This window comes from Novosphingobium album (ex Hu et al. 2023) (assembly GCF_022832385.1).
Classification (GTDB): Bacteria; Pseudomonadota; Alphaproteobacteria; order Sphingomonadales; family Sphingomonadaceae; genus Novosphingobium; species Novosphingobium album.
On the sequence record NZ_JALHLE010000001.1, the window covers coordinates 157,311 to 179,014 of the forward strand.

Annotated in this window: 19 protein-coding genes; 5 read left to right on the top strand and 14 right to left on the bottom strand. The window is 65.3% G+C overall.

Annotated features, from left to right (window positions below; all coding sequences use genetic code 11):
• Nucleotides 1–27: 27 nt before the first annotated feature.
• Nucleotides 28–1,401, bottom strand: a complete 1,374-nt coding sequence (locus MTR64_RS00840) for a cryptochrome/photolyase family protein (protein ID WP_243989829.1) — start codon at nucleotides 1,399–1,401, stop codon at nucleotides 28–30.
• A 40-nt stretch (nucleotides 1,402–1,441) separates the two neighbouring features.
• Between MTR64_RS00840 and MTR64_RS00845 the strand changes: the two genes are divergently transcribed.
• Nucleotides 1,442–2,122: a phosphatase PAP2 family protein gene (locus tag MTR64_RS00845; RefSeq protein ID WP_243989831.1), complete on the top strand. Its 681-nt coding sequence runs from the start codon at nucleotides 1,442–1,444 to the stop codon at nucleotides 2,120–2,122.
• 19 nt (nucleotides 2,123–2,141) lie between these two features.
• Here MTR64_RS00845 and MTR64_RS00850 read toward each other — a convergent pair whose 3' ends face one another.
• Together MTR64_RS00850 and MTR64_RS00855 are read right to left on the bottom strand one after the other, a co-directional pair.
• Nucleotides 2,142–3,182 carry a 2-oxoacid:ferredoxin oxidoreductase subunit beta gene (locus tag MTR64_RS00850; protein ID WP_243989833.1) on the bottom strand — a complete coding sequence of 347 codons (1,041 nt, stop codon included), beginning with the start codon at nucleotides 3,180–3,182 and terminating at the stop codon, nucleotides 2,142–2,144.
• A 13-nt stretch (nucleotides 3,183–3,195) separates the two neighbouring features.
• Complete coding sequence (locus MTR64_RS00855) at nucleotides 3,196–5,076, bottom strand: 2-oxoacid:acceptor oxidoreductase subunit alpha (RefSeq protein WP_243989835.1); 1,881 nt, start codon at nucleotides 5,074–5,076, stop codon at nucleotides 3,196–3,198.
• Nucleotides 5,077–5,322: 246 nt separating this feature from the next.
• On the opposite strand from MTR64_RS00855, the gene MTR64_RS00860 reads away from it, so the two are divergent.
• Nucleotides 5,323–5,805, top strand: coding sequence for an RNA pyrophosphohydrolase (locus MTR64_RS00860; protein WP_243989837.1), 483 nt, complete (start codon nucleotides 5,323–5,325; stop codon nucleotides 5,803–5,805).
• A 41-nt stretch (nucleotides 5,806–5,846) separates the two neighbouring features.
• Here the strand turns inward: MTR64_RS00860 and MTR64_RS00865 are convergent, their stop codons facing one another.
• From MTR64_RS00865 to MTR64_RS00885, 5 genes are all read right to left on the bottom strand, one after another.
• Entirely contained in the window at nucleotides 5,847–6,449 is a 603-nt protein-coding gene (locus tag MTR64_RS00865; protein ID WP_243989838.1) for a pyridoxamine 5'-phosphate oxidase family protein, read from the bottom strand.
• Nucleotides 6,450–6,666: 217 nt separating this feature from the next.
• Nucleotides 6,667–7,209, bottom strand: coding sequence for a tetratricopeptide repeat protein (locus MTR64_RS00870; RefSeq protein ID WP_243989839.1), 543 nt, complete (start codon nucleotides 7,207–7,209; stop codon nucleotides 6,667–6,669).
• A gap of 14 nt (nucleotides 7,210–7,223) precedes the next feature.
• Nucleotides 7,224–8,396 (bottom strand): RsmB/NOP family class I SAM-dependent RNA methyltransferase, encoded by a 1,173-nt coding sequence (locus MTR64_RS00875; protein ID WP_243989840.1) that lies wholly within the window; start codon nucleotides 8,394–8,396, stop codon nucleotides 7,224–7,226.
• Nucleotides 8,397–8,417: 21 nt separating this feature from the next.
• Entirely contained in the window at nucleotides 8,418–9,875 is a 1,458-nt protein-coding gene (gene guaB / locus MTR64_RS00880) for an IMP dehydrogenase (protein WP_243989841.1), read from the bottom strand.
• Between the two features lie 123 nt (nucleotides 9,876–9,998).
• A complete protein-coding gene (locus MTR64_RS00885) occupies nucleotides 9,999–11,492 on the bottom strand; it encodes a M28 family peptidase (protein WP_243989842.1) in 1,494 nt (497 codons plus the stop codon).
• A gap of 234 nt (nucleotides 11,493–11,726) precedes the next feature.
• Between MTR64_RS00885 and MTR64_RS00890 the strand changes: the two genes are divergently transcribed.
• The 3 genes from MTR64_RS00890 to MTR64_RS00900 are packed head-to-tail and all read left to right on the top strand — an operon-like array spanning nucleotide 11,727 to nucleotide 14,462.
• A complete protein-coding gene (locus MTR64_RS00890; RefSeq protein ID WP_243989843.1) occupies nucleotides 11,727–12,593 on the top strand; it encodes a neutral zinc metallopeptidase in 867 nt (288 codons plus the stop codon).
• 53 nt (nucleotides 12,594–12,646) lie between these two features.
• Nucleotides 12,647–13,273 (top strand): hypothetical protein, encoded by a 627-nt coding sequence (locus MTR64_RS00895; protein ID WP_243989844.1) that lies wholly within the window; start codon nucleotides 12,647–12,649, stop codon nucleotides 13,271–13,273.
• A gap of 40 nt (nucleotides 13,274–13,313) precedes the next feature.
• The gene (locus MTR64_RS00900; protein ID WP_243989845.1) at nucleotides 13,314–14,462 is read left to right on the top strand and encodes an alpha-hydroxy acid oxidase; all 1,149 of its coding nucleotides are present in this window, start codon (nucleotides 13,314–13,316) and stop codon (nucleotides 14,460–14,462) included.
• Here MTR64_RS00900 and MTR64_RS00905 read toward each other — a convergent pair.
• The 6 genes from MTR64_RS00905 to sdhD all read right to left on the bottom strand — a co-directional run bounded on the left by MTR64_RS00905 (nucleotide 14,434) and on the right by sdhD (nucleotide 21,702).
• Nucleotides 14,434–16,548 (bottom strand): FAD-dependent oxidoreductase, encoded by a 2,115-nt coding sequence (locus MTR64_RS00905; protein WP_243989846.1) that lies wholly within the window; start codon nucleotides 16,546–16,548, stop codon nucleotides 14,434–14,436. The genes MTR64_RS00900 and MTR64_RS00905 overlap by 29 nt on opposite strands.
• A gap of 125 nt (nucleotides 16,549–16,673) precedes the next feature.
• Nucleotides 16,674–18,362: a M56 family metallopeptidase gene (locus MTR64_RS00910; RefSeq protein WP_243989848.1), complete on the bottom strand. Its 1,689-nt coding sequence runs from the start codon at nucleotides 18,360–18,362 to the stop codon at nucleotides 16,674–16,676.
• A complete protein-coding gene (locus tag MTR64_RS00915; RefSeq protein WP_243989850.1) occupies nucleotides 18,359–18,757 on the bottom strand; it encodes a BlaI/MecI/CopY family transcriptional regulator in 399 nt (132 codons plus the stop codon). Before MTR64_RS00915 ends, MTR64_RS00910 begins: the two co-directional genes overlap by 4 nt.
• A 60-nt stretch (nucleotides 18,758–18,817) precedes the next feature.
• Nucleotides 18,818–19,414: a hypothetical protein gene (locus MTR64_RS00920; RefSeq protein WP_243989851.1), complete on the bottom strand. Its 597-nt coding sequence runs from the start codon at nucleotides 19,412–19,414 to the stop codon at nucleotides 18,818–18,820.
• Nucleotides 19,415–19,510: 96 nt separating this feature from the next.
• The gene (gene sdhA / locus MTR64_RS00925; protein ID WP_243989852.1) at nucleotides 19,511–21,319 is read right to left on the bottom strand and encodes a succinate dehydrogenase flavoprotein subunit; all 1,809 of its coding nucleotides are present in this window, start codon (nucleotides 21,317–21,319) and stop codon (nucleotides 19,511–19,513) included.
• On the bottom strand, nucleotides 21,319–21,702 hold the full coding sequence (gene sdhD / locus MTR64_RS00930) for a succinate dehydrogenase, hydrophobic membrane anchor protein (protein WP_243989853.1): 384 nt from the start codon (nucleotides 21,700–21,702) through the stop codon (nucleotides 21,319–21,321). The genes sdhA and sdhD overlap by 1 nt, the downstream gene beginning before the upstream one ends.
• Nucleotides 21,703–21,704 lie beyond the last annotated feature (2 nt).

Below are 21,704 nucleotides of genomic sequence, written 5' to 3' on the forward strand. Positions count from 1 at the left end.
CCGGGACCGGTTAAAATCCGGCCCAGGTCAGCGCCTTGCCTGCTCCCAGGCGGCAAGCGCCCGCTCGCGCGCTGCGCGGTGGTCGATCAGGCGGGGTGGATAGCTGCGCGGCCGCGTCATCGGCGCCGGATCGTGGATTTCGGCATCGGGCAGGTCCGCCAGTTCGGGCACCCAATCGCGGATGTAGGCCGCCGCATCGAACTTTTCCGACTGCGAGAGCGGCGCCATGATCCTCACGAACATGTTTGAATCGACACCCGAGCCCGCCGTCCACTGCCAGTTCACGGCATTGGAGGCATAGTCGGCATCGACCAGCGTATCCCAGAACCACTGCTCGCCCCGCCTCCAGTCGATCAGGAGATGCTTCACGAGAAAACTGGCGGCAATCATCCGCACCCGGTTGTGCATCCAGCCAGTGTGCCAGAGCTGGCGCATTCCGGCATCGACAATGGGATACCCGGTGCGGCCCTGCTGCCACGCTCGTAAGTCGGCCTCCGCTTCCGGCCCGGAGCGCCACGGCAACGAGTCGAACGGATCGCGCGCGGAACGGCTGCCGTAGTCAGGGAATTGCAGGATCACGTTCTGCGCGTAGTCGCGCCAGCCCACCTCGCCGAGAAACGTGCCGACCGACCCGCCCGCATCGCTCACCGCATGCCAGATCCGGGCGGGCGAAATCTCTCCGAAATGCAGGTGCGGCGAGAGAAACGAGGTTGCGTCCAGCGATGGCAGATCGCGATCTTCCTTGTAGCGATGTGCCTTTGCGACTAAGGCGTCCAGCCGCGTCTGCGCCGCTGTCTCGCCCGGCACCCAGAAATCGCGCAGGCCGCCGGCCCAGTCAGGCCTGGTCGGCAAGAGGTTCCAGCTGGCGAGATCGTCCGACTGCGGCCATGTTTCCGGCGCCGTGATCGCATCCGGGCACGGCAGCGACTCGGGCGGAGGCATCCGCTCATTGAGTGCGCGCCAGAACGGCGTGTAGATCTTGTAAGGCGCGCCGGAACCGGTGGTTACGCTGCCCGGCGGGGCAAGGTAATTGCCATGATGCAGGCACAAGCCGATGCGCTTGCCGACCGCCTTTTCGGCATTGCGCCACCAGGGTTCGTAGTGATGCAGTGCATGGATTTCGCTGGCGCCGATCTCTTCCACAAGTGCGGGCAAGATTTCCTCGCACCTGCCCCGCCGCAGGATCAGCCGCGAGCCTTTCCCGCGCAGCGCCGCGTCGAGGCTGGTCAGCGAATGGTGCAGCCACCAGCGCGAAGCACCGCCCATGGCGCGGTGCCTCGCCGTCTCGTCGTCGAGCACATAGACGGGGATCACAGGCCCCTTGCCTGCGGCTTCGGCTATGGCAGGCTGATCGGACAGGCGCAGATCGCGCCGCAGCCAGACGATGACAGGAGAATGCATGGATTCGAAACGCCTTGTACGGACGCGTGTTTCCTAGCCGATGCCTGCACCCGCCGAAACCGTCACGCGTTCCTCGCGAAGCCGCCGCCTTGCGCTGGCAGCGGCCGTTCTCTGCTGGCTCGGCTTTGCCCTAATCGCATGGGCCGTCACCACCGGACACACCACCGCATTCGACAAGGCCGGATTGCTGTTTTGGCATGACGGCGGCCAGAACGCTTCGGCCGCCCCGCGCGGGCTCGAAAGGATGCGTGACATAACCGCGCTGGGCGGCACCCTGCTGCGCAATGTCTTCGCATTGGGGGCCGTGGCGGCCTTGCTGTTCCTGCGCCGGAAGCGGGAGGCGGCGCTGTTCGCACTCACCGTGATCAGCGGCTGGATCGCCGATGGCTGGCTGAAAGCGTTCTTCGCGCGGCCCCGGCCGGACCTTGTGCAGCACCTCACACAAGCAGGCGGGTACAGCTTTCCCAGCGGCCACAGCTTCAACGCCGCGCTGATCTATCTGGCCATGGCCCTGACCTTCGCGGCCCTCAGCCAGCGCCGTTCCGTACGCTTCATGCTGATTGCCAGCGCCGTCGTGATGAGCATGGCGATTGCCTGGAGCCGCGTCTGGCTCGGCGTGCACTGGCCCAGCGATGTGATGGCCGGATGGCTCGGCGGCGCGGGATGGGCCCTGATGGCCCACGCCCTGTTCCACCGGCCGCCGCGCCTGCCGGACCAGTAGCGGTCCGGCAGCACGCGGATCAGTCCATCAGCCCGTGCGAGGCCTCGGGCTCGACCGTCCAGGTCTGGCCCTTGGACAGCAGCTTGGCGAGATTGGCCGTCTTGCCCTCGATCAGCTTGGCGCGTTCGGCCACGACTTCGCTCTCGAAGGTCGGGCGCGGATCGTCGTAGATCACGCCGAGCGCCATCGGGAAGGCGCCGAAGGGCATTTCGACCAGCATGTGCGCAAGGCCACGGTTCTTGACGTTGTGAACCGCGACGCCAGCCGCCTGCCAGTCGCCATCGACGACATCGACGACCTTGAGCGAAAGCGTATCGCAATCGAGCGCGAGGCCCTTGGTGCCCTTGGCGAACAGCAGCGGTTCGCCGTCGCGGCACCACACCTGCGTCTCGTCGGCGACCTTCTTCTGGGTGAAGTCGTCGAAGCGGTCCTTGTTGTAGACGATGCAGTTCTGGAAGATCTCCACGAACGCGGCACCCTTGTGATTGTAGGCCGCTACCAGCACCTCGGGCAGGTCCTTGGAGATGTCGTAGCCGCGCGCCACAAAGCGCGCGCCCGCACCCAGCGCAAAGGCGCAGGGCAGCGCCGGGCGGTCGACCGAACCGATCGGGCTGGTCGGCGAATTGGTGCCCACGCGGCTGGTCGGCGAGTACTGGCCCTTGGTGAGGCCGTAGATCTCGTTGTTGAACAGCATGATCTGGCAATCGAGGTTACGGCGCAGCACGTGCATCGTGTGGTTGCCACCGATCGACATGCCGTCGCCGTCACCCGTCACCAGCCAGACGTCGAGGTCCGGGTTGGCCAGCTTGACGCCGGTCGCGAACGCGGGGGCGCGGCCGTGGATGGTGTGGAAGCCGTAGCTTTCGACATAGTAGGGGAAACGGCTGGAGCAGCCGATGCCCGAGACGAACACGGTGTTCTTCGGATCGGCACCGACCATCGGCAGCGTGCGCTGCACGGCCTTGAGGATCGCGTAGTCACCGCAGCCCGGGCACCAGCGGACTTCCTGGTCCGATTCCCAGTCCTTGAGCGTCGTCGTGATGGGGGTCATGTCGTTCATCGGTATCGTCCCCTCAGGCCAGAGCTTCTTCGATCGCCGCTTCAAGCTCGGCGATGGTGAAAGGCTGGCCGCTGGTCTTGGTAAGCGGCTTGGCGTCGATCAGGAACTGGTCGCGCAGCACGGTCTTGAACTGGCCGGTGTTCATCTCGGGCACGAGCACCTTGTCGAACTGCTTCAGCAGGTCGCCGAGGTTCTCCGGCAACGGCCAGACGTGGCGGACGTGGACGTGGCTGACCGAAAGGCCCTTCTTGCGGGCGCGGCGCACGGCCTGATGGATCGGGCCGTACGTCGAGCCCCAGCCCACCACGGCCAGCTTGCCGGTTTCCTCGCCCAGACACACCTCCTGCGCGGGGAGCGCCTTGGCCACGCCGTCGATCTTCGCCTTGCGGGCGTCGGTCTGGGCCTGGTGGACGGCCGGCGAATAGTCGAGATCGCCGGTATCGATGCCCTTCTCGATGCCGCCGATGCGGTGCATCAGGCCCGGCGTGCCGGGCTTGATCCACGGGCGCACGCCGCGTTCGTCGCGCTTGTAGGGCAGCACCTTGCCGTCCGGATTGTTGGTCTCTTCCAAGAATGTGACCGGGAACGGCTTGTAGCTGGCCGGATCAGGCACCTTCCAGGGTTCAGAGGCGTTGCCGATATAGCCGTCGGTCAGCAGCACGACCGGGGTCATGAACTGCACCGCGATGCGGCAGGCCTCGATCGCACATTCGAACGCGTCGGCGGGCGAGCAGGCGGCGATCACCGGCATCGGCGCGTCGCCATTGCGGCCATAGACCGCCTGATAGAGGTCCGACTGCTCGGTCTTGGTCGGCAGGCCCGTCGACGGACCGCCGCGCTGCGAATTGACGATGACGAGCGGCAGCTCGGTCATCACCGCAAGTCCCATCGCCTCGCCCTTGAGCGCAATGCCCGGGCCCGAGGACGAGGTGACGCCCAGCTGGCCGGCGTAGCTCGCGCCGATGGCCGCGCAGATCGCCGCGATCTCGTCTTCCGCCTGGAAGGTGGTGACGCCAAATTCCTTCATCTTCACGAGGTTGTGAAGGATCGCCGAAGCCGGGGTGATCGGATAACCGCCGAAGAACATCGGCAGTTCGGCCAGCTGCGCACCGGCCACGAGGCCGAGCGACACCGCTTCGGCCCCGGTGATCGTGCGATAGAGGCCCGGTTCGCTGGGCACCGGATCGACGTGCAGCTTCTTGAGCGGCCCGGCCAGTTCCGCTGTCTCGCCATAGGCGTGCCCTGCGTTGAGCGCGGCGATGTTGGCATCGGCGAGGATCGGGTTCTTGGCGAACTTGCCCTTGAGCCAGTCGATCAGCGGCTGGCGGTCACGGTCGAACATCCACAGCGCAAGGCCGAGGGTCCACATGTTCTTGCAGCGCAGCGCTTCCTTGTTGCCAAGGCCGAAGGGCTTCACCGCTTCCAGCGTCAGTGCCGAAATGTCGAAAGCCAGCAGGTCCCACTTGGCAAGGCTGCCGTCTTCGAGCGGGTTGACCTCGTACTTCGCCTTTTCGAGGTTGCGCTTGTTGAACTCGCCGGTGTCCGCGATCACGAGGCCGCCGGGCTTGAGCGCCGGGACATTGGTCTTGAGCGCAGCCGGGTTCATCGCCACCAGCACGTCGGGCGCGTCACCTGCCGTGGTGATCTCGCTCGAACCGAAATTGATCTGGAACGCGGAGACACCGAACAGCGTGCCCTGCGGCGCACGGATCTCTGCTGGAAAGTCCGGGAAGGTGGCCAGATCGTTGCCGGCCAGCGCGGTCGACAGGGTAAACTGGCCGCCGGTGAGCTGCATGCCGTCACCGGAGTCGCCCGCGAAACGCACGACGACGGCTTCGGGCGAGGCGTCCTGCACGGATGCCTCGTGTTCGTGCTCGGCTGTGATAGTGGCCATTCTTTTCCTCTTCGGCAAAATGCCGGAACTGCTGTGTTATCCCGCCCCTGAGCCTCCCCGCTCCGGGACGCAACTTAGAAAATCTCTCAGGCGAACAATCCTGACATTCCGCCTTGAGAACCATAAAACAAGCTAGTCAAGAGCGCCGCCTTGGGCCATTCTCCCATACATGCGTTGTGCCCCAGCGATCCTAACTCTCCTTTCCTGCCAGCGCATCTCCCATAAATCACGGAATTACCTTTCCCGATGAATGACTTTTCGACTCTGCCCTACCGTCCCTGCGTCGGCGTCATGCTGGTGAATCACGACGGGAAAGTTTTCGTCGGCAAGCGAATCGACACGCGCGAGGGCGACTGGTGGCAGATGCCGCAAGGCGGCGTGGACAAGGGCGAGGACCTCAAGGCCGCCGCACACCGCGAACTTTGGGAAGAAACCGGCGTGCGCGAAGAGCACGTCAAGATTCTTGCACAGACAAAGGAAGAGCTGCTCTACGACCTGCCCGACGAACTTATGGGCAAGTTGTGGAAGGGCAAGTACCGCGGCCAGCGCCAGCACTGGTTCCTCGGCCGCTTCGAGGGTAGCGATGCCGACGTCGACCTCAACGCCCACCAGCCGCCCGAATTCCTCGACTGGAAATGGGTCGAGGCGGAACTGCTGCCCGACCTGATCGTGCCGTTCAAGAAGCGCGTCTACCGCGCGGTGCTGGAAGAGTTCCGGGCGCTGATCTGAGCGCGGATCGGTTAGGCACCCAACAATCTGCTACCTGCCGATCACCACATGCGAGTTCTGGCATATTCGCGATACCCTTCGTCATAGGCTTCGGCGTCAAACCCGGATTGCAACTCCTTGATGAACTGGCCTGCCGTTGGCACGCTGGAACTGTGATCTTCGCCTGACCAAAGGCCCGATCGCATCAACGCTTTGGCGCACTGGAAGTAAACTTCCCTGACGGTGATGACGATCACGGTTCGGGGCGCCTTGCCGTCTCGCTCGAATGATCGAACCAGTTCATCGTCCGTCGTGACTATGGCATCCCCATTGACGCGCACGACATTGTTGCAGCCGGGAACCATGAACATCAAACTTGCCCGGCCGTCGGCGACGATGTTCCGAAGTGAATCGAGCCGGTTGTTGCCGCGCCAGTCGGGAATCAGAATCGTCTGGTCGTCGGCAATCTGTGCGACTGGCCCGATATCGCCTCGAGGGCTGGCGTCGGTGCCGTCCGGCCCGACTGTCGAAAGCACAACGAACCGGGACGCGCCGATCCACTCCCGATAACGCGGCGTCAGCCGAGGCGAGACCTTAGTCAGTGCGGCAGGCACCACGGAATCGTATAAGGCCTCAAGTTCGGAAACGGCCTTGATGGCCTGCATCTTGTTCTCCACACCGGTTACTGCGGGTCTGCCGGGTATAGCGCGCTGACCACAAATGGCATTTCTTTCCACGTCGCGGCTTACAAATGCAGTTGTCAGAGATCGCTAAGACCGCGCCGCAGCGCAATCCTGCCATTGCCGCTGTGTCGGCATGTCCGAAACGTTTGCTGTCGGCAGCCAGGCCACGAAAGCCGGCATCAGATCCCGCCAAGCGGCTCTAGTTCTCGCTAATCACCGGCTTGGGCGTCACCGCCTCGGCCGTGACCACGCGCTGCGAAGGTCCCTTGGCGATCGCTGCGGCAAGCGTTTTCGCTTCCGAGCAGTCCTTGCCGCACAGCGTCTGCAAACGGGCAAGGTTGCGGTTGGCCTTTTCCGTCGCGCCCTTCTCTGCCAGCGCCACGCCTTCTCCGGCCAGCGCCTCGACATTGCGCGGGTCCGCCGTCAGCGCAACGCGGTAGTAGTGCAGCGCCTTGCCCTGCAGCCCTTCCTTGCGCGTGGCATCGGCCAGCGCGAGCAGCACGGTAACACTGCCCGGAGCCACCGTAAGCGCGGACTCGTAAGCATCGACGGCCGCGCCGGTATTGCCGCTCGCCAGCGCCGCGCGTCCTTCGCCCAGCAGCTTCACCGCACGCGAATCGAGCGCCTCGGGCGCTTGCGAATAGGATACGCTGGAAGAGATGGCGGCAAGCAGGGAAAGGGCAACAGCAACGGGCGTGTAACGCATCAGCAAGTCCTTGGCCGAGGGTTTCGTCCTCATCATGGTAACGGACGCTATCACACGCAACCGAAGCGTGCGACGAAAAAGCCGTCCGTGCCGTCATGAAACGGTGACAATCGGATGCCCTGCCTGCGGGCCGTGCCCGCCGGAAGCGCGGGCAGCAGGGCCTGCCAGCCAGGATGGCGCTGCAGGAAGCCCTGCGCCTGCGTGGCACCTTCGTCGTCCAGCAGCGAGCAGGTGACGAAGACCAGCCGCCCACCGGGCCGGACCAGCCCCGCCGCCATGTCCAGCAGGCGAGCCTGCGTCTCCACATAGCGGGCCAGCTGCTTTTCGGTGAGCCGCCAGCGCGCTTCGGGATTGCGCCGCCAGGTGCCCGTGCCCGAGCACGGCGCATCAACCAGCACGGCATCCGCCTTCCCGGCAAAGCGCTCCAGCGCCTGTATCTCGCGATTGGGATCGAGCAGCACCGTCTCGACCATGGTAGCCCCGGCGCGTTCGGCCCGCGGGGCAAGGCGCGAAAGGCGCGTGCGATCGACATCGCAGGCGACCAGCGTGCCCCGGTTCTCCATCGCGGCGGCCAGCGCGAGGGTCTTGCCCCCTGCCCCGGCGCACAAGTCGATCACCAGTTCAGCGGGTCGGGCACTCAAGGCTTCGCAGGTGAGCTGCGAGCCGGTGTCCTGAACCTCGATGGCGCCGGACGCATAGGCGGGCGTCTGTTCGATCCGTGCTTCGGGCGGATAGCGCCAGCCGTTGGCCGCTACGGTGCGCTCAGCCCCTTCCGGCAGCGTCAGGCGCCCGGCCCTGAGCGTATTGACTCGAATGTCGAGCGGGGCGCGATCAAGCAGCGCGGCGGCTTCGGTTTCGGACACGCCACTCGCGGCCAGCCGGTCCATCAGCCATTGGGGCGCGACGCCGCTAGCCGCCATGGCTTCATCTGCCGCGATCGGCGCAGGCGCATGGCGCGAACCATCGAACAGTGCAGCGAGCTGATCATCCTCCGCCGCGACCCGCAGCATGGCCGCACGGCCGCTCTGGGGCACTTCGCCACAGGCCCGGATCGCGCGGTAGGCCAGTTCGCGCACTGCGCGCCGGTCTCCGCTGCCCGCGAAACGGCGCGGACGGAACCAGTCGGCGATCAGGCGATCCGCCGGAGCGCCATTGCTGCGCGCGGCCTCGATCACGAGGTCGAGCACTTCGATGGCAGCCTGAACGCGCGCGGCGGGGGTCATCGGACAAGCCCCCTCGGTATCTTACCGCGTCGGATAGTTCGGCGCCTCGCGGGTGATCGTCACGTCGTGGACGTGGCTCTCGCGCAGGCCCGCATTGGTGATGCGGATGAATGTCGAGTTCTTGCGGAGGTCCTCGATCGTCTGCGAGCCGGTGTAGCCCATGGCCGCCTTGATGCCGCCGACGAGCTGGTGGATCACATCCTTGGCGGGCCCCTTGTAGGCCACCTGGCCCTCGATGCCCTCGGGGACCAGCTTCATCTGGTCCTTGATGTCGCCCTGGAAATAGCGGTCTGCCGAACCGCGGCCCATCGCGCCGACCGACCCCATGCCGCGGTATGACTTGTAGGCGCGGCCCTGATAGAGGAACGTCTCGCCCGGAGCTTCCTCGGTGCCCGCCAGCATCGAGCCGATCATCACGGTGGAGGCACCGGCGGCCAGCGCCTTGGCGGCATCGCCCGAAGTGCGCAGACCGCCATCGGCGATCACCGGCACGCCCGACTTGTCGGCTTCCTCGGCGGCTTCCATCACGGCGGTGAGCTGTGGCACGCCGACACCGGCGACAATGCGGGTGGTACAGATCGAGCCCGGCCCGATGCCTACCTTGACGCAGTCCGCACCGGCATCGATCAGCGCCCGCGCCGCTTCGGCAGTGGCGATGTTGCCGGCGATGACCTGCGCCGAGTTGGAGAGCTTCTTCACACGCTCGACCGCCAGCGCCACGTCCTTGTTGTGGCCATGCGCGGTGTCGATCACGACCACGTCGCACTCGGCAGCGAGCAGCGCCTCGGTGCGCTCGAAGCCCTTGTCGCCCACTGTGGTCGCAGCGGCAACGCGCAGGCGGCCGGCCGCATCCTTGGTGGCGTCAGGGTAAGTGACAGCCTTCTCGATGTCCTTGACGGTGATAAGGCCAACGCAGCGGAACGAATTGTCCACCACCAGCAGCTTTTCGATGCGGCGCTGGTGCAGCAGCTTGCGGGCTTCCTCCTGCGCCACACCGAGGCCGACCGTCGCAAGGTTCTCATGCGTCATCAGTTCGCGAACTGGCTGAGCCGGATTGTCGGCAAAGCGCACGTCGCGGTTGGTGAGGATGCCTACCAGCTTGCCCGAAGCCTCGACCACCGGGATGCCGCTGATCTTGTTGGCCGTCATAAGCGCCTGCGCCTCGCCCAGCGTGGCATCGGGCGCGATCGTGATGGGATTGACCACCATGCCGCTTTCAAAGCGCTTCACCGCACGTACCGCCGCGCACTGTTCCTCGACGGTCAGATTGCGGTGCAGCACGCCGATGCCGCCCATCTGCGCCATGGCAATCGCCATGTCCGCTTCGGTCACGGTATCCATGGCCGAGGAAATGACCGGAATGTTGAGGGCAATCTCGCGGGTCAGGAAGGTCCGGGTATCCGCCTGAGTCGGCACGATGTCGGACTTGGCCGGACGCAGCAAGACGTCGTCGAAAGTGAGTCCGATCTGGATATCCATATATGCCACCAATGCCTTTGCGGGGAGAATCGTGGCGGCCCATGTAATCAAGCGGAGCGGATTGGGCTAGGGGGGAGTTTTCTTAGGCCACAGGCAGGCTGCAATCGGATGCAGCGGCGTCCGTCATAGCCCCGCTTTGAATGGCACCTTGCGCGGATCGGCAAACCAGCGCCCCAGTGCCGTCAGCATTTTCACGTCGTCCATGGCGCCGCCAAGCTGCAGCGGGTGCGAGAGATGTTCGAGATCGTCGCTCGGCCGGTGATAATCCCCTTCGAAGAAATCGCGCATAAGCTCGATCTTGCCGTAAGCCGTCGTAACCATGACGGCGGGAATGTCGTGCTGCAGCAATGCCCAGCCATCCTGACGCCGCACATATTCGTTGGCCTCGTCGTTTACGAGCAGCTTGAAATGCCCGGCCCTGGCCACTTTGGCGATTTCCGAATCGAGCCCGGTCATGCCACGCCCGACAATGGTGAAAGGTGTGCCGGCCGGAGCGATCGCGTCGGAATCGATATTGAAGGCGGCCACGATATGGTCGAGCGGCAGCGGCGGGTTTTCCGCAAAGGCATGGGCGCCCAGCAGCCCCAGTTCCTCGGCCGTGGTGGACAGGAAATAGACGTCGCGGTCCAGCTGCGGTCCCCTGGCCAGACGGCGGGCGACTTCCGTCAGTGCGGCGACACCGCTGGCATTGTCGATGGCTCCGTTGCAGATCCGGTCCTCGGCCGTCTCGTCGCCGCATTCACCGAAATGGTCCCAATGCGCCAGAAACAGCACAGCTCCTGCCTCGGGATGCTTGCCGGGAAGCTTGGCGATCAGGTTGTGCGTGTGGATTGTCGTTTCGCGCGTGGTCGCCTCCAGCGAAGCGCTCACGTCTAGCGTAAACGGTGCGAAGCCCGGTTCTGCGGCCGCTTTCTCAAGATCATCAAGCGAATGCGCCGTCCCCTTGAGCAGCATTTCCATGGAATCGCGGCTTATGAACGCTTCGAGATCGCCTCCGAGCGAATCGTCGGCCAGAGCATAGCCGGACCGCTGCCGCCGTGCGGCGACTTCCTCCATGTTGCGATCGCCGTCGAGCACGGTCAGCACCGCCGAAGCGCCCATCGCCAGCAGTTCGTTCTGGCGTTTGCTGTCGGGTGTATCCCCATCGAGCAGGACTGCGATCCGGCCTGCCAGTTCGTTGCGGGTAAACTCCGCCCCTTCAGCCCGGCCAAGGAACAGCAGCGGCGCATTGCGCACCAGACTGCGCTTGCCGGAGGTCAGCACCAGCACGTCCTGCGGCGCGATTGGCGTGCGGTAGCCCTTGCGGAGGAACCGCGCCGACGAAGCCGCCGGTTCACGCGCAACCAGCGTCACCGGCGCAAACCATTCGTTCCCCGGGTCGTTGGTCCCTGAAACAAGCCCGATATTGTACCATTCGCGGCCGAGGTAGCGCAGCGTCCTGGCCTCGCCATCCGTACCCGGCTCGCGGCCGTCGAAATCATCGCTGGCGAGAACTTCGATATGCGCGCGCAGCCGCGCCTCGAGCTCGCGGTCCGCACGGTTGGGCCTGGCAGGAGATGGACCGGACAGCGTAATCAGGAGCACGGCGAACGACGCCAGCACCACCTTCCTTCCCATGCCTGCCAATGAACCCGGACCCATCGCGGCCAGTCTATACGAGGAATTTCCCAAGCAGGTGTGAAAATTGCAGCTGAATGCGGGCGTTTTATCGCTTTTTCGGAAACCCTGCGCGGCATGGCTGCTCGCCCCTCGCTTCCGTCTCCACACGATAGGCATTGATCCGCCATTGGCTGCCCGGCTACCCAGATGGCAAGAGGCGCACCTGGCGCCGGCGATCAAGGATGCATTCCCATGCGTTTGAAGAGGTTCGATCCCGCCAACATCCGCGTCAGCCGGGGCGGTGGCGGTGGCCGGATACCCGGCGGCGGCGGCACTTTGGGATGCGGCACACTCGTGATCGTGCTGATCGGTGCGCTCGTGTTCGGCGTCGATCCCGGCCAGATGCTCGGCACGCTGGAGAACGTGCAGCAGCAAGCCCCGGCATCCGCACCGCAGGCGGCGTCCACGGACGCCACGACCATCTGCAGTGAAAACGCCTATTCGCTCGAGGCCTGCAATGCACTCGATTCGCTCAACAGCACATGGGAGCCCCTGTTCCGGCAAGCCAGCATCGCTTACGAACAGCCGGTACTGCACTTCTACAATGGCACCGGCCAATCGGGCTGCGGTGTGGCCCAGAGCGCGATGGGACCGTTCTACTGCCCGGCGGACCAGGGCATCTACATCGACACCAGCTTCTACGACCAGCTCGACAGGCAGCTTGGCGCCAGAGGAGACTTCGCCCGCTACTACGTCGTGGCGCACGAATATGGCCATCACATCCAGCACCTGCTCGGGCTCGACAGTCAGGTCCGAAGCGCCCAGCAGAAAAGCCCGTCGCAGGCCAATGCCCTGCAGGTACGGATGGAACTGCAAGCCGACTGCTACGCCGGCGTCTGGGCCGGCAAGAACCGCGATCTGATCGAGCCGGGCGACATGGAGGAAGGCCTCACCGCCGCCAGCGCCATCGGCGACGATACGCTGATGAAGAACGCCAGGCAGCGTGTCACCCCGGAAAGCTTTACCCACGGCACCAGCGCGCAGCGGATGAAATGGCTGAAAACGGGCCTTGAAACTGGGAACGAGGATGCCTGCGACACGTTCAAGGACATGGGCTGACCCAACAGTGCCGCGCACGGAGAAGTGCGGGCGAGCCATTGAGAGGAAAGGCAATGCGTCAATTGTTGTTGACCGCGGGCACGGCGGCAGCGCTGCTCGCCTCCCCTGTCTTCGCCGAGCAACAGGCCAAACCCGTGACCGATCGCGATCCGGATGTCGAGGATGTCGCCAAGACCCCGATTGACGATCTCAATGTCGGACGAGACGGCGAAATCCCGCCGCTGCTGATAGCAGCGGTGGCCGATCCTTATGCGCTCAAGGGGCTTGGCAAGTGCCGCCAGCTGTCCACTGCCATTACGGATCTGGACGCAGTGCTCGGCCCTGACATAGACTTGCCCAAGGAAGAGCGTGATCGCATCAGCAGCGGCCGGGTGGCCAAATGGCTGGTCTCGTCCTTCATCCCGTTTCGCGGCCTGATCCGCGAAATTTCGGGCGCCAACGATCAGGACCGCAAAGTCAGCGCGGCGATCCAGGCGGGTGTCGCGCGCCGGGGCTTCCTTAAAGGCGTGGGCGAAGCGCGCGGGTGCAAATATCCCGCACGCCCCGCACCTCCCTCGATTGCCGAAGCACACCGCGATGCACTTCAGGCCAGCGACGGCAAAGACAGCAAGCCTGACAAGAAGACCAAAGGCAGCGATACAAAGTTCACGTCAGAGCCGGTCGTGCAGTCCGTCCCATAACGCCAATTGCCCGGCGGAGCTGGCGTGCTAGACCCTCTTCATGCGCCTGTCCGACTGCCATAACATCGCCGATTTCCGCTTGCTGGCCAAACAACGCCTGCCCTGGCCGGTGTTCGACTACATCGACGGCGCGGCTGACGACGAACTGACCAAAGCCCGCAACACGGCCGCGTTCGACAGCGCCGATCTTGTGCCCGACGTGCTCGCAGGTGTGCAAGAGATCGACACCACGATCACGATCATGGGCCGCAAGAGTGCCCTGCCCCTGATCCTGTCGCCCACCGCCCTGCAGCGCGTGTTCCACTGGCAGGGCGAGCGCGCCGTCGCGCGCGCCGCGCAGAAGTTCGGTCTGTGGTTCGGGATATCCAGCCTCGCGACCGTGTCGATCGAGGAGATCGGCGCGATGGGCAGCAATCCCAAGATGTTCCAGCTTTATGTTCACAAGGACAAGGGGCTCAACCGCTCGATGATCGAGCGCTGCCAGGCCGCGAAGTTCGATGCCATCGCGCTGACCGTCGACACCATCGTCGGGGGCAAGCGTGAACGCTGCCTGCGCTCGGGCTTTTCCTCGCCGCCGCGCTTCACGCCATCCTCGCTGCTGTCCTACGCCACGAAACCGCGCTGGACACTGGACTACGTTTTTCGTGAGAAGTTCTCGCTGCCCAACCTCGATACCCACGTCAGCGCGGGCACCGGCGAGGCGATGAGTATCCAGCGCTATTTCACCGAGATGCTCGACCAGTCGATGGACTGGAGGATGGCCGCGCAGATCCGCGAGCAGTGGGGCGGCACCTTCTGCCTCAAGGGCGTGATGAGCGTGGCCGACGCGCGCCGCGCGGTCGAGATCGGCGCCGATGCGATCATGGTCTCCAACCACGGCGGCCGCCAGCTCGACGGCAGCCGCGCGCCTTTCGACCAGATTCGCGAGATCGCCGATACCGTGGGCGGCGAGATCGAGATCATCTGCGACGGCGGCGTGCGGCGCGGCACCCATGTGCTCAAGGCGCTGGCGGCGGGGGCCACCTGCGCCTCGGGCGGGCGGCTCTACCTCTATGCACTCGCCGCAGCCGGACAGCCCGGCGTCGAACGCGCCGTGGGCATCCTCAAGGAAGAGATCGAGCGCAACATGAAGCTGATGGGCGTGACCAGCGTCAGCCAGCTCACCGCTGACCGGCTGCGCTGGCGCTAACCATGGGCCTCGGCACGTCTGCCGGGAACGGCATCACGTCCAGGGAGTCGGGCGCGAACCAGGCTTCGGCAAAACTGGAGGGCGCGCCGGGCTCGCCGATCAGGCGCGCGAACTTCTGCCCTTCGTAAGGCGCCGCCGCCAGCATCCGCGCCGCCAGCGCATCACCGATGGTGAAGAGCTGCGCCACTTTGCCTTCCAACGCCCGTGCCAGAGCGTCCTGCGGCACACGGCCGGTCGCGAGCACCACGGCATCGGCAGGCTCGGTGCGTTCCTCGCCTGTGTGGACATCGTAGAGCGTGACGCTGTCCGGCCCGATCGAGCGCAGCCAAGTCGAGGGCATCAATTCCACCCCGGCCCGTTTCATCCGCGCGACGATATAGCTCTCTTCCCAGTTATCGGTGTTGCGCGCTGAGACCGGCGAACAACCCGCGCTAACGAACCGCACATCGGCCCCGGCATCGGCCAGCATTTCGGCAATGCCTGTACCGGTGTGATAGCCTTCCGCATCGAAGATCCACACGTGTCCACCGGGCTTCGCGCCTCCAGAGAGTACGTCCTCCGGCCGCAGGACATGCGGCTGGTCCCAGCCCGGAATATCACCGTCGAAAGTGATCGAGCGGCCGCCCGGGCTGTACGCGGCTCCTGTGGCGACAATCACCGCATCGGGCGCCTCGGCCAATATGGTGGCCTCATCTGCAGGGGTGCCAAGCCGCACATTGATCTTCAGCCGGTCCATCTCGCGCACCCACCAGTCGATGGCTGCAACATAGTGCCCGCGTCCGGGCAGCCCTGCCCAGAGTGCCAAGGCACCGCCCAGCGCATCGCGCGCTTCGAACAGGGTGACGCGATGCCCCTTTTCCGCCGCGACGCGTGCCGCCTCCATGCCGCCCGGACCGCCGCCCACCACGACGACGTGCTTCGGGTCCTCAGCTGGTTCATAGGAGTGCCGCCCCCACAGGCGATCCCGGTAGGACGCCGGGTTGATCGCGCATCCCTGCGCGCCCTCACCGCCCGCCGCCGTGCACCAGTTACAGGCGATGCAGGTGCGGCTGCGGTCCTCGCGCCCCTCCCGCGCGTTCTGAACAAATTCGGGCTCGGCAATGAGCTGCCGCGCCGAGCCGATCACATCGCACACACCCGCCTGCAATGCCGCCTCGGCATCGGCCATGTCCGTGATATTGCCGAGGACCGAAAGCACCGGCACATGGCCCGCCGCACCGCGCACGGCTTCCACCCAGGGGCGGTAGTACTGTGCCTTCTCGAACCCGGTCGGCATTCCGTGGCGGAACTGCTGCGGTTCCAGCCCGACATCGAGATCAATGTAGTCGATCAGCCCCTGCGCCACGAGCGTGGCCACAACCTCACGCGCCGTGTCGGGGCCATAGCCGCCCGCGAGCTGCTCATCGCAATTGAGCCGCAGCCCCACCGCGAACTGCCCCCCACCGCCCTCGCGGGCCGCGCGCAGGCTCTCGACGAGGAAGCGCATCCGGTTTTCCAGCGAACCGCCGTATTCATCATCGCGCTCGTTGAACCAGGGCGAGAGAAACTGCTGGATCAGCGCCGCGTGGCTGACGTGCAGCATGATCCCGTCGAAACCGGCCGCCGCCATGTTCGCCGCGGTCTCGCGCGTTGCCTCGATCATGCGGGCAATCTCGTCACGCGCCATCGCGCGCGTCGAATGGGCCCGGCCGCCATGTCCGAACTGCCGCACCGACGGCGCCATGGCCGGCGCCGGCGGACTGAAAAGCTGCCAGTACCCTGCCCCGATCCAGTGATAGAACGGCTCGCCGAAGATCTTGCCCCCCGCCTCGTGGATGGCATCGGTCAGCACGCGGAAGGCCGGGATGTTCACCGCCTCGTGCGGACTCGGCTGCCGGGTGCGCCCCCGCTCGTGCATGGCCAGCGCCACCACCACGAGTCCGCATCCTCCCCCGCGCACCCGCTCGGCACTGTAGGCAACCAGATCGTCGGCCGGCTTGGTGCCCGCCGAAAGTGCACTGCCGTGCGGCGCGAAGAAGAACCGGTTCGGCAGTTCCACCGGCCCCAGCCGGATAGATGAGAACACACCGGGGTATTTTTCATGCATCGCCACATCCCTCCCGAATTTTCGGGAACGATATGGCGGCCAAAACACCAGTGCAACCGGTAAAAAGGAAAGCACCGGAGCGATGAAACGCATCCGGTGCTATATTCCCCTTCAACGCAGTAGAATCAGCGACCCTGCTTCATCTCACGAAACGCATCGGCGGTTTCGCGGTCGAGGTCGCCAAGGGCTTCGGCGCGAGTCTGTTCGTCCAGATTGCGGTTTGAAACGATCGCCTGACGGGCCGACTTCAGTGCCGAGACGGTCGCCGTCATCGCCACCCTTGGCACACCCGTGCAGATCACGACCGAGGTGGTCCCGTCCTTGGCCTCCGTCCGCTTTTCGCGGCGCTGGTCGGCGGAGCAATCCTCGTCGAGGATCATTTGCTGTGTGATCCGCGGCTTGCCGCTCTCGTCCTTGCGCGTGATGCGGATGACCTTCTTGCCGTCTCGCGTCACCGATTCCTCGACCTGCGGGGCACGGGCAGCCGCGTCGGCAGCCATGCGCTCAGCCTCTGCGGCGCGGCGTCCAGCTTCTGCTGCGCGGCGCCCGGCTTCAGCGGCCCGACGCTCGGCCTCCTGCTCACGGGCCTTGCTGATCCAGACGTTGCGCTCAATCGCAGGCGGAGCCGGAGGCTCAGGCGGGGCTACAGGGGCCGGGGGAACCGGCGCAACGGCAGCCTCCTCATCACACGTCAACGGCGCCGGTCCGCCATGGACGTGCGGCACTGCAGCCACAGTGCGATGCGCCGCAACTGGCGTCAGCGCCGGAACTGCAGGAACTGCCGGAACCGCAGGCGCGGCCTGCACCGCCCCGGTATCCGTTGCATCTGCATCGTCCATAGCGGCATAGCTGACCGTGGCGGTAGCCGGCACCGCGACCACAGCCATGGCAAACAAGCTCCGGCCCAGCACCCGGCGGGCGGGGCTAATATCGCTGCAAGCCAGTGCCTTGAGCCGGTGGATAATCGGCTTGCCGCCCCTGAGCGGGCCCGCCATCGGCGCGGCGAGGGCAAGCCGGGTTCCCGCCGCGTAGGAAGCGATCAGGCGGCCATAGCGCGCCCTCACGGCACGATCGCGCCCGGCCATGACGCGGGCATCACAGGCAGCTTCCTGGTCGCCGCGCAACGCGCGCCATGCCGCCCATGCCAGCGGATTGAACCAGTGCAGCGCGAAGAGCGGTTGCATGACGATGATCGCCAGCAGGTCGTTGCCCGCGTGGTGCTCCAGTTCATGTGCGATGGCAAAGTCGGAGTTCTCCGAGTCGGTATCAGCCAGAAATCCCGAAGGCAGAGCCACCACCTTGTCGAACACGCCGAATGCGAGCGGCGCGGCGGCCACCGGACTTTCGATTATGCGCACGCCGCCAGCCGTCGCGACCTGCCGCGCCCCCGCAAGCAACTCGCGGCGCATGGTGACGTAGTTCCAGCACCGCCATGCCAGGAAAGCCGCAGCACCAGCCAGCCAGAAGGCGAGGAGCAACTGGGCCCATGGGACCTGTGCCAGAAAACCGGGATCAGCGGCCGCCGACATAACGTCAGTTGCCGGAACATCAGCCGGACCGGTCCGGACCACTGGCGCGATCACTTCGGCCGGAATGTGCGCGGAAGCCGTGATCTGCTGCACGCCGACCTCGAAATGCGGCACCAGACCGCGCGGCAAGGCAAGCGGCGGCAGGACCAGCCGGAGCATCGGCAGCGCCCACAGTGCGTAGGCCGCAGACGGTCCGAACCACCGGCCTACCGGCCTGCGGACAAGCAGCACCAGCGCCATCAGCGCGCCGGTCATCACGAGCGTATCGGTCAGCCATTCGATCATGACTTCAGCTCCTTCAACAGGGCCTCGATTTCGGCGATGTCATCCGGGGTAAGCGCCTCGGCCTGGGCCAGATGCGCAAAGAGCGGCGCCGCACGACCGCCGAACAGCCGGTCGACCAGACGGCGGCTTTCGGTGCCGACATAGTCGGACCGCGCAATACGTGGTGTGTAAAGAAAGCGCTTGCCGTCCGGCTCGGTGGCGACGGCCTGCTTGGCAACGAGGCGCGAAAGCAGCGTCTTGACCGTATTGAGGCTCCAGCCGCGCGGCCCGCAGACTTCCTCGCAGACTTCCTGCGCGGTCAGTGGCGAACGCTGCCAGAGCGCCTCCATGACGGCCTGTTCGGCCTCGGAAATACGCTCCGGCTGATCGGGCTTCTCCGCCACATCCCACTCCATCGTTTACACTCGTAATCGACTACGGTTGTAAACATGAATGCCAAGTGAACGTGGCTGCGGTCAATCCTCCGTTCTGCGGAATGCCACGTCCCGTCCATAGCGCTGGATCATGAAGGCCCCCTCACGCTCGGGCAGGATGGCATGATCGAAGATCTTGAAGCCGAGGGCATTGGGCTGAAACACGAACTCCAGACGCTTCCCCGCTGGCCTAGCGACAAGGACTGTCTCTCCCTGCACTTCGAATATCGGCAGGGCGAGCATGATCGAGACGGGCTCCTTTCCGTTCTCAAGCGGGATGATCAACCCGCCATCGCTGAAGTCCGAGGCAAAAGTGCTGCCGTCGGCCAATGTGACTACGGCGCTGAACAGCGACAGGGGAAGCGCCTCCGGTACTTCCAGTTGGACCGCAAGCGCCCCCTTGGGCGCTGCCCGCGCCTTTTCACCAAGGAAATCGAAGCGAGGCGCTTCCACCGGGTCGCTGGTCAGGACAATCGAACTGCCGGTACTCGTCCATGTCCCCTGCGAATATTCATCGACCGCGCCGTAACTCAGGGCATAGCGATAGCGCCCGTCCTCGCCGAGTTCGAGGTGCGCCGCCATTTCCGTCTGACTGCCGTCATATTGCCCGGCAATCGTGGCCGGCGCCGACTCGGCCACGGCAGAGCCCGGCCAGACGACGCTGGATACAAGAAGGGCGGCAATCCCGAGTTTCCGGATCGCCGCCCTCTTTGTCATCGGATCAAGCCGCCGCGCTTAGTACACGCGGGCCTTGGGCTTGATGTACTCGACATCGTCGGTGAGCGTGTATTCGTGCACCGGGCGGTAGTCGAGGCGAACCTCGCCGCCCTGGCCGCCCCAGCCGTTGAACCAGGCTGCGGTGTGCTTCATCCAGTTCGCGTCGTCGCGGTTGGGGAAGTCCTCGTGCGCGTGGGCGCCGCGGCTTTCCTTGCGCGCGTGGGCGCCGTGCAAGGTGACGGTGGCCGCACCGATCAGGTTGTCCAGTTCCATCGTCTCGACGAGGTCGGAGTTCCAGATCAGGCCGCGGTCCGAAACCTTGATGTCCTGCATCTTCTTGTAGACTTCGGCCATGGCAACCTTGCCTTCGGCCATGACTTCGTCGGTGCGGAACACGGCGGCGTGGCCCGACATGGTCTGCTGCATCTCGGTGCGGATCTGCGCGGTCGGCGTGCTGCCGTCGGCGTTGCGGAAGTGATCGAGACGGGTCAGCGCGAGGTCGGCCGAGTCCTTCGGCAGCTCGGGCTGCTTGGCCATCGGCGTCAGCAGTTCCTTGAGGCGGTGGCCGGTCGCGCGGCCGAACACGACAAGGTCGGTCAACGAGTTGGAGCCAAGGCGGTTCGCGCCGTGGACCGACACGCAGGCCGCCTCGCCCACCGCGAACAGGCCGGGGACGACCGTTTCGGGGTTGCCATCGGCACCGATGGTCATGACTTCGCCGTGGTAGTTCGTCGGAATGCCGCCCATGTTGTAGTGGACGGTGGGAACCACCGGCAGCGGCTGACGGGTCAGGTCGACGCCCGCGAAGATCTTGCCCGATTCGGTGATGCCCGGCAGGCGCTGCGCCAGCACCTTGGGATCGATGTGATCGAGGTGCAGGTAGATGTGGTCCTTGTTCGGGCCCACGCCGCGGCCTTCGCGGATTTCGAGCGCCATCGAACGCGAGACGACGTCACGCGAGGCAAGGTCCTTCGCCGACGGGGCATAGCGTTCCATGAAACGCTCACCCTCGGAGTTGGTGAGGTAACCACCCTCGCCGCGCGCGCCCTCGGTGATGAGCACGCCCGCACCGTAGATGCCGGTGGGGTGGAACTGCACGAATTCCATGTCCTGCAGCGGCAGGCCGGCGCGCAGGACCATGCCCGCGCCGTCGCCGGTGCAGGTGTGCGCGGACGTCGCGGTGAAGTAGCTGCGACCGTAACCGCCGGTCGCCAGCACCACGGCCTGCGCGCGGAAGCGGTGGATCGAACCGTCATCGAGGCACAGCGCGATCACGCCGACGCACTTGCCGCCGTCCATGATCAGGTCGATGGCGAAGTATTCGATGAAGAAGTCCGCGTCGTACTTCAGCGACTGCTGGTACAGCGTGTGCAGCATGGCGTGGCCGGTACGGTCGGCCGCGGCGCAGGTGCGCTGCACCGGCGGACCGTCGCCCATGTTCTGCATGTGGCCGCCGAACGGACGCTGGTAGATCGTCCCGTCCTCGTTGCGGCTGAAGGGCATGCCCGCGTGCTCAAGCTCAAGGATCGCGTCGGGCGCTTCGCGCACCATGTATTCGATGGCGTCCTGGTCACCCAGCCAGTCCGACCCCTTGACGGTGTCGTACATGTGCCAGGTCCAGTGGTCCGGCGTATTGTTCTGCAGCGAAGCGGCGATGCCGCCCTGTGCCGCAACGGTGTGCGAGCGGGTCGGGAACACCTTGGTGATGCACGCGGTCTTGAGGCCGGCTTCGGCCGAGCCCATCGTGGCGCGCAGGCCCGAACCGCCGGCGCCGACGACGACGGTGTCATAAGTGTGGTCGATGATCTTGTAAGCAGGGGCGGACATCAATGGGCTCCCAGCGCGAGGCGGACGACGCAGAAGACGCCGAAAGCGGCGCCAGCGAATGCGGCGAAGTTGAGGGCGACGAGGCAGGCGAACTTGCTGCCGTCTTCATGCACGTAGTCCTCGACCACCACCTGCATGCCGAGGCGGGCGTGCCAGAAGGTCGAGACGGCGAGCAGGATCATGGCGACCGCCGGGACCGGCTTCGACAGCCATTCCGCGACCGAGGCGTAGCTGTAGTCCTGCAGCAGCACCAGCGAGACCGCCAGCCACAGCAGCAGGAAGAGGTTGCCGATGGCGGTGAAGCGCTGCACCAGCCAGTGGTGCGAGCCGCTCTTGGCCGAGCCGAGACCGCGAACGCGGCCGATGGAAGTTCCGTTACCCATTG

Excerpts from the sequence above, each read along its gene's own strand:
- MTR64_RS00840 (WP_243989829.1), bottom strand. The coding sequence starts at position 1,401 with ATGCATTCTCCTGTCATCGTCTGGCTGCGGCGCGATCTGCGCCTGTCC.
- MTR64_RS00845 (WP_243989831.1), top strand. The coding sequence starts at position 1,442 with ATGCCTGCACCCGCCGAAACCGTCACGCGTTCCTCGCGAAGCCGCCGC.
- MTR64_RS00850 (WP_243989833.1), bottom strand. The coding sequence starts at position 3,182 with ATGAACGACATGACCCCCATCACGACGACGCTCAAGGACTGGGAATCG.
- MTR64_RS00855 (WP_243989835.1), bottom strand. The coding sequence starts at position 5,076 with ATGGCCACTATCACAGCCGAGCACGAACACGAGGCATCCGTGCAGGAC.
- MTR64_RS00860 (WP_243989837.1), top strand. The coding sequence starts at position 5,323 with ATGAATGACTTTTCGACTCTGCCCTACCGTCCCTGCGTCGGCGTCATG.
- MTR64_RS00865 (WP_243989838.1), bottom strand. The coding sequence starts at position 6,449 with ATGCAGGCCATCAAGGCCGTTTCCGAACTTGAGGCCTTATACGATTCC.
- MTR64_RS00870 (WP_243989839.1), bottom strand. The coding sequence starts at position 7,209 with ATGATGAGGACGAAACCCTCGGCCAAGGACTTGCTGATGCGTTACACG.
- MTR64_RS00875 (WP_243989840.1), bottom strand. The coding sequence starts at position 8,396 with ATGACCCCCGCCGCGCGCGTTCAGGCTGCCATCGAAGTGCTCGACCTC.
- guaB (WP_243989841.1), bottom strand. The coding sequence starts at position 9,875 with ATGGATATCCAGATCGGACTCACTTTCGACGACGTCTTGCTGCGTCCG.
- MTR64_RS00885 (WP_243989842.1), bottom strand. The coding sequence starts at position 11,492 with ATGGGAAGGAAGGTGGTGCTGGCGTCGTTCGCCGTGCTCCTGATTACG.
- MTR64_RS00890 (WP_243989843.1), top strand. The coding sequence starts at position 11,727 with ATGCGTTTGAAGAGGTTCGATCCCGCCAACATCCGCGTCAGCCGGGGC.
- MTR64_RS00895 (WP_243989844.1), top strand. The coding sequence starts at position 12,647 with ATGCGTCAATTGTTGTTGACCGCGGGCACGGCGGCAGCGCTGCTCGCC.
- MTR64_RS00900 (WP_243989845.1), top strand. The coding sequence starts at position 13,314 with ATGCGCCTGTCCGACTGCCATAACATCGCCGATTTCCGCTTGCTGGCC.
- MTR64_RS00905 (WP_243989846.1), bottom strand. The coding sequence starts at position 16,548 with ATGCATGAAAAATACCCCGGTGTGTTCTCATCTATCCGGCTGGGGCCG.
- MTR64_RS00910 (WP_243989848.1), bottom strand. The coding sequence starts at position 18,362 with ATGATCGAATGGCTGACCGATACGCTCGTGATGACCGGCGCGCTGATG.
- MTR64_RS00915 (WP_243989850.1), bottom strand. The coding sequence starts at position 18,757 with ATGGAGTGGGATGTGGCGGAGAAGCCCGATCAGCCGGAGCGTATTTCC.
- sdhA (WP_243989852.1), bottom strand. The coding sequence starts at position 21,319 with ATGTCCGCCCCTGCTTACAAGATCATCGACCACACTTATGACACCGTC.
- sdhD (WP_243989853.1), bottom strand. The coding sequence starts at position 21,702 with ATGGGTAACGGAACTTCCATCGGCCGCGTTCGCGGTCTCGGCTCGGCC.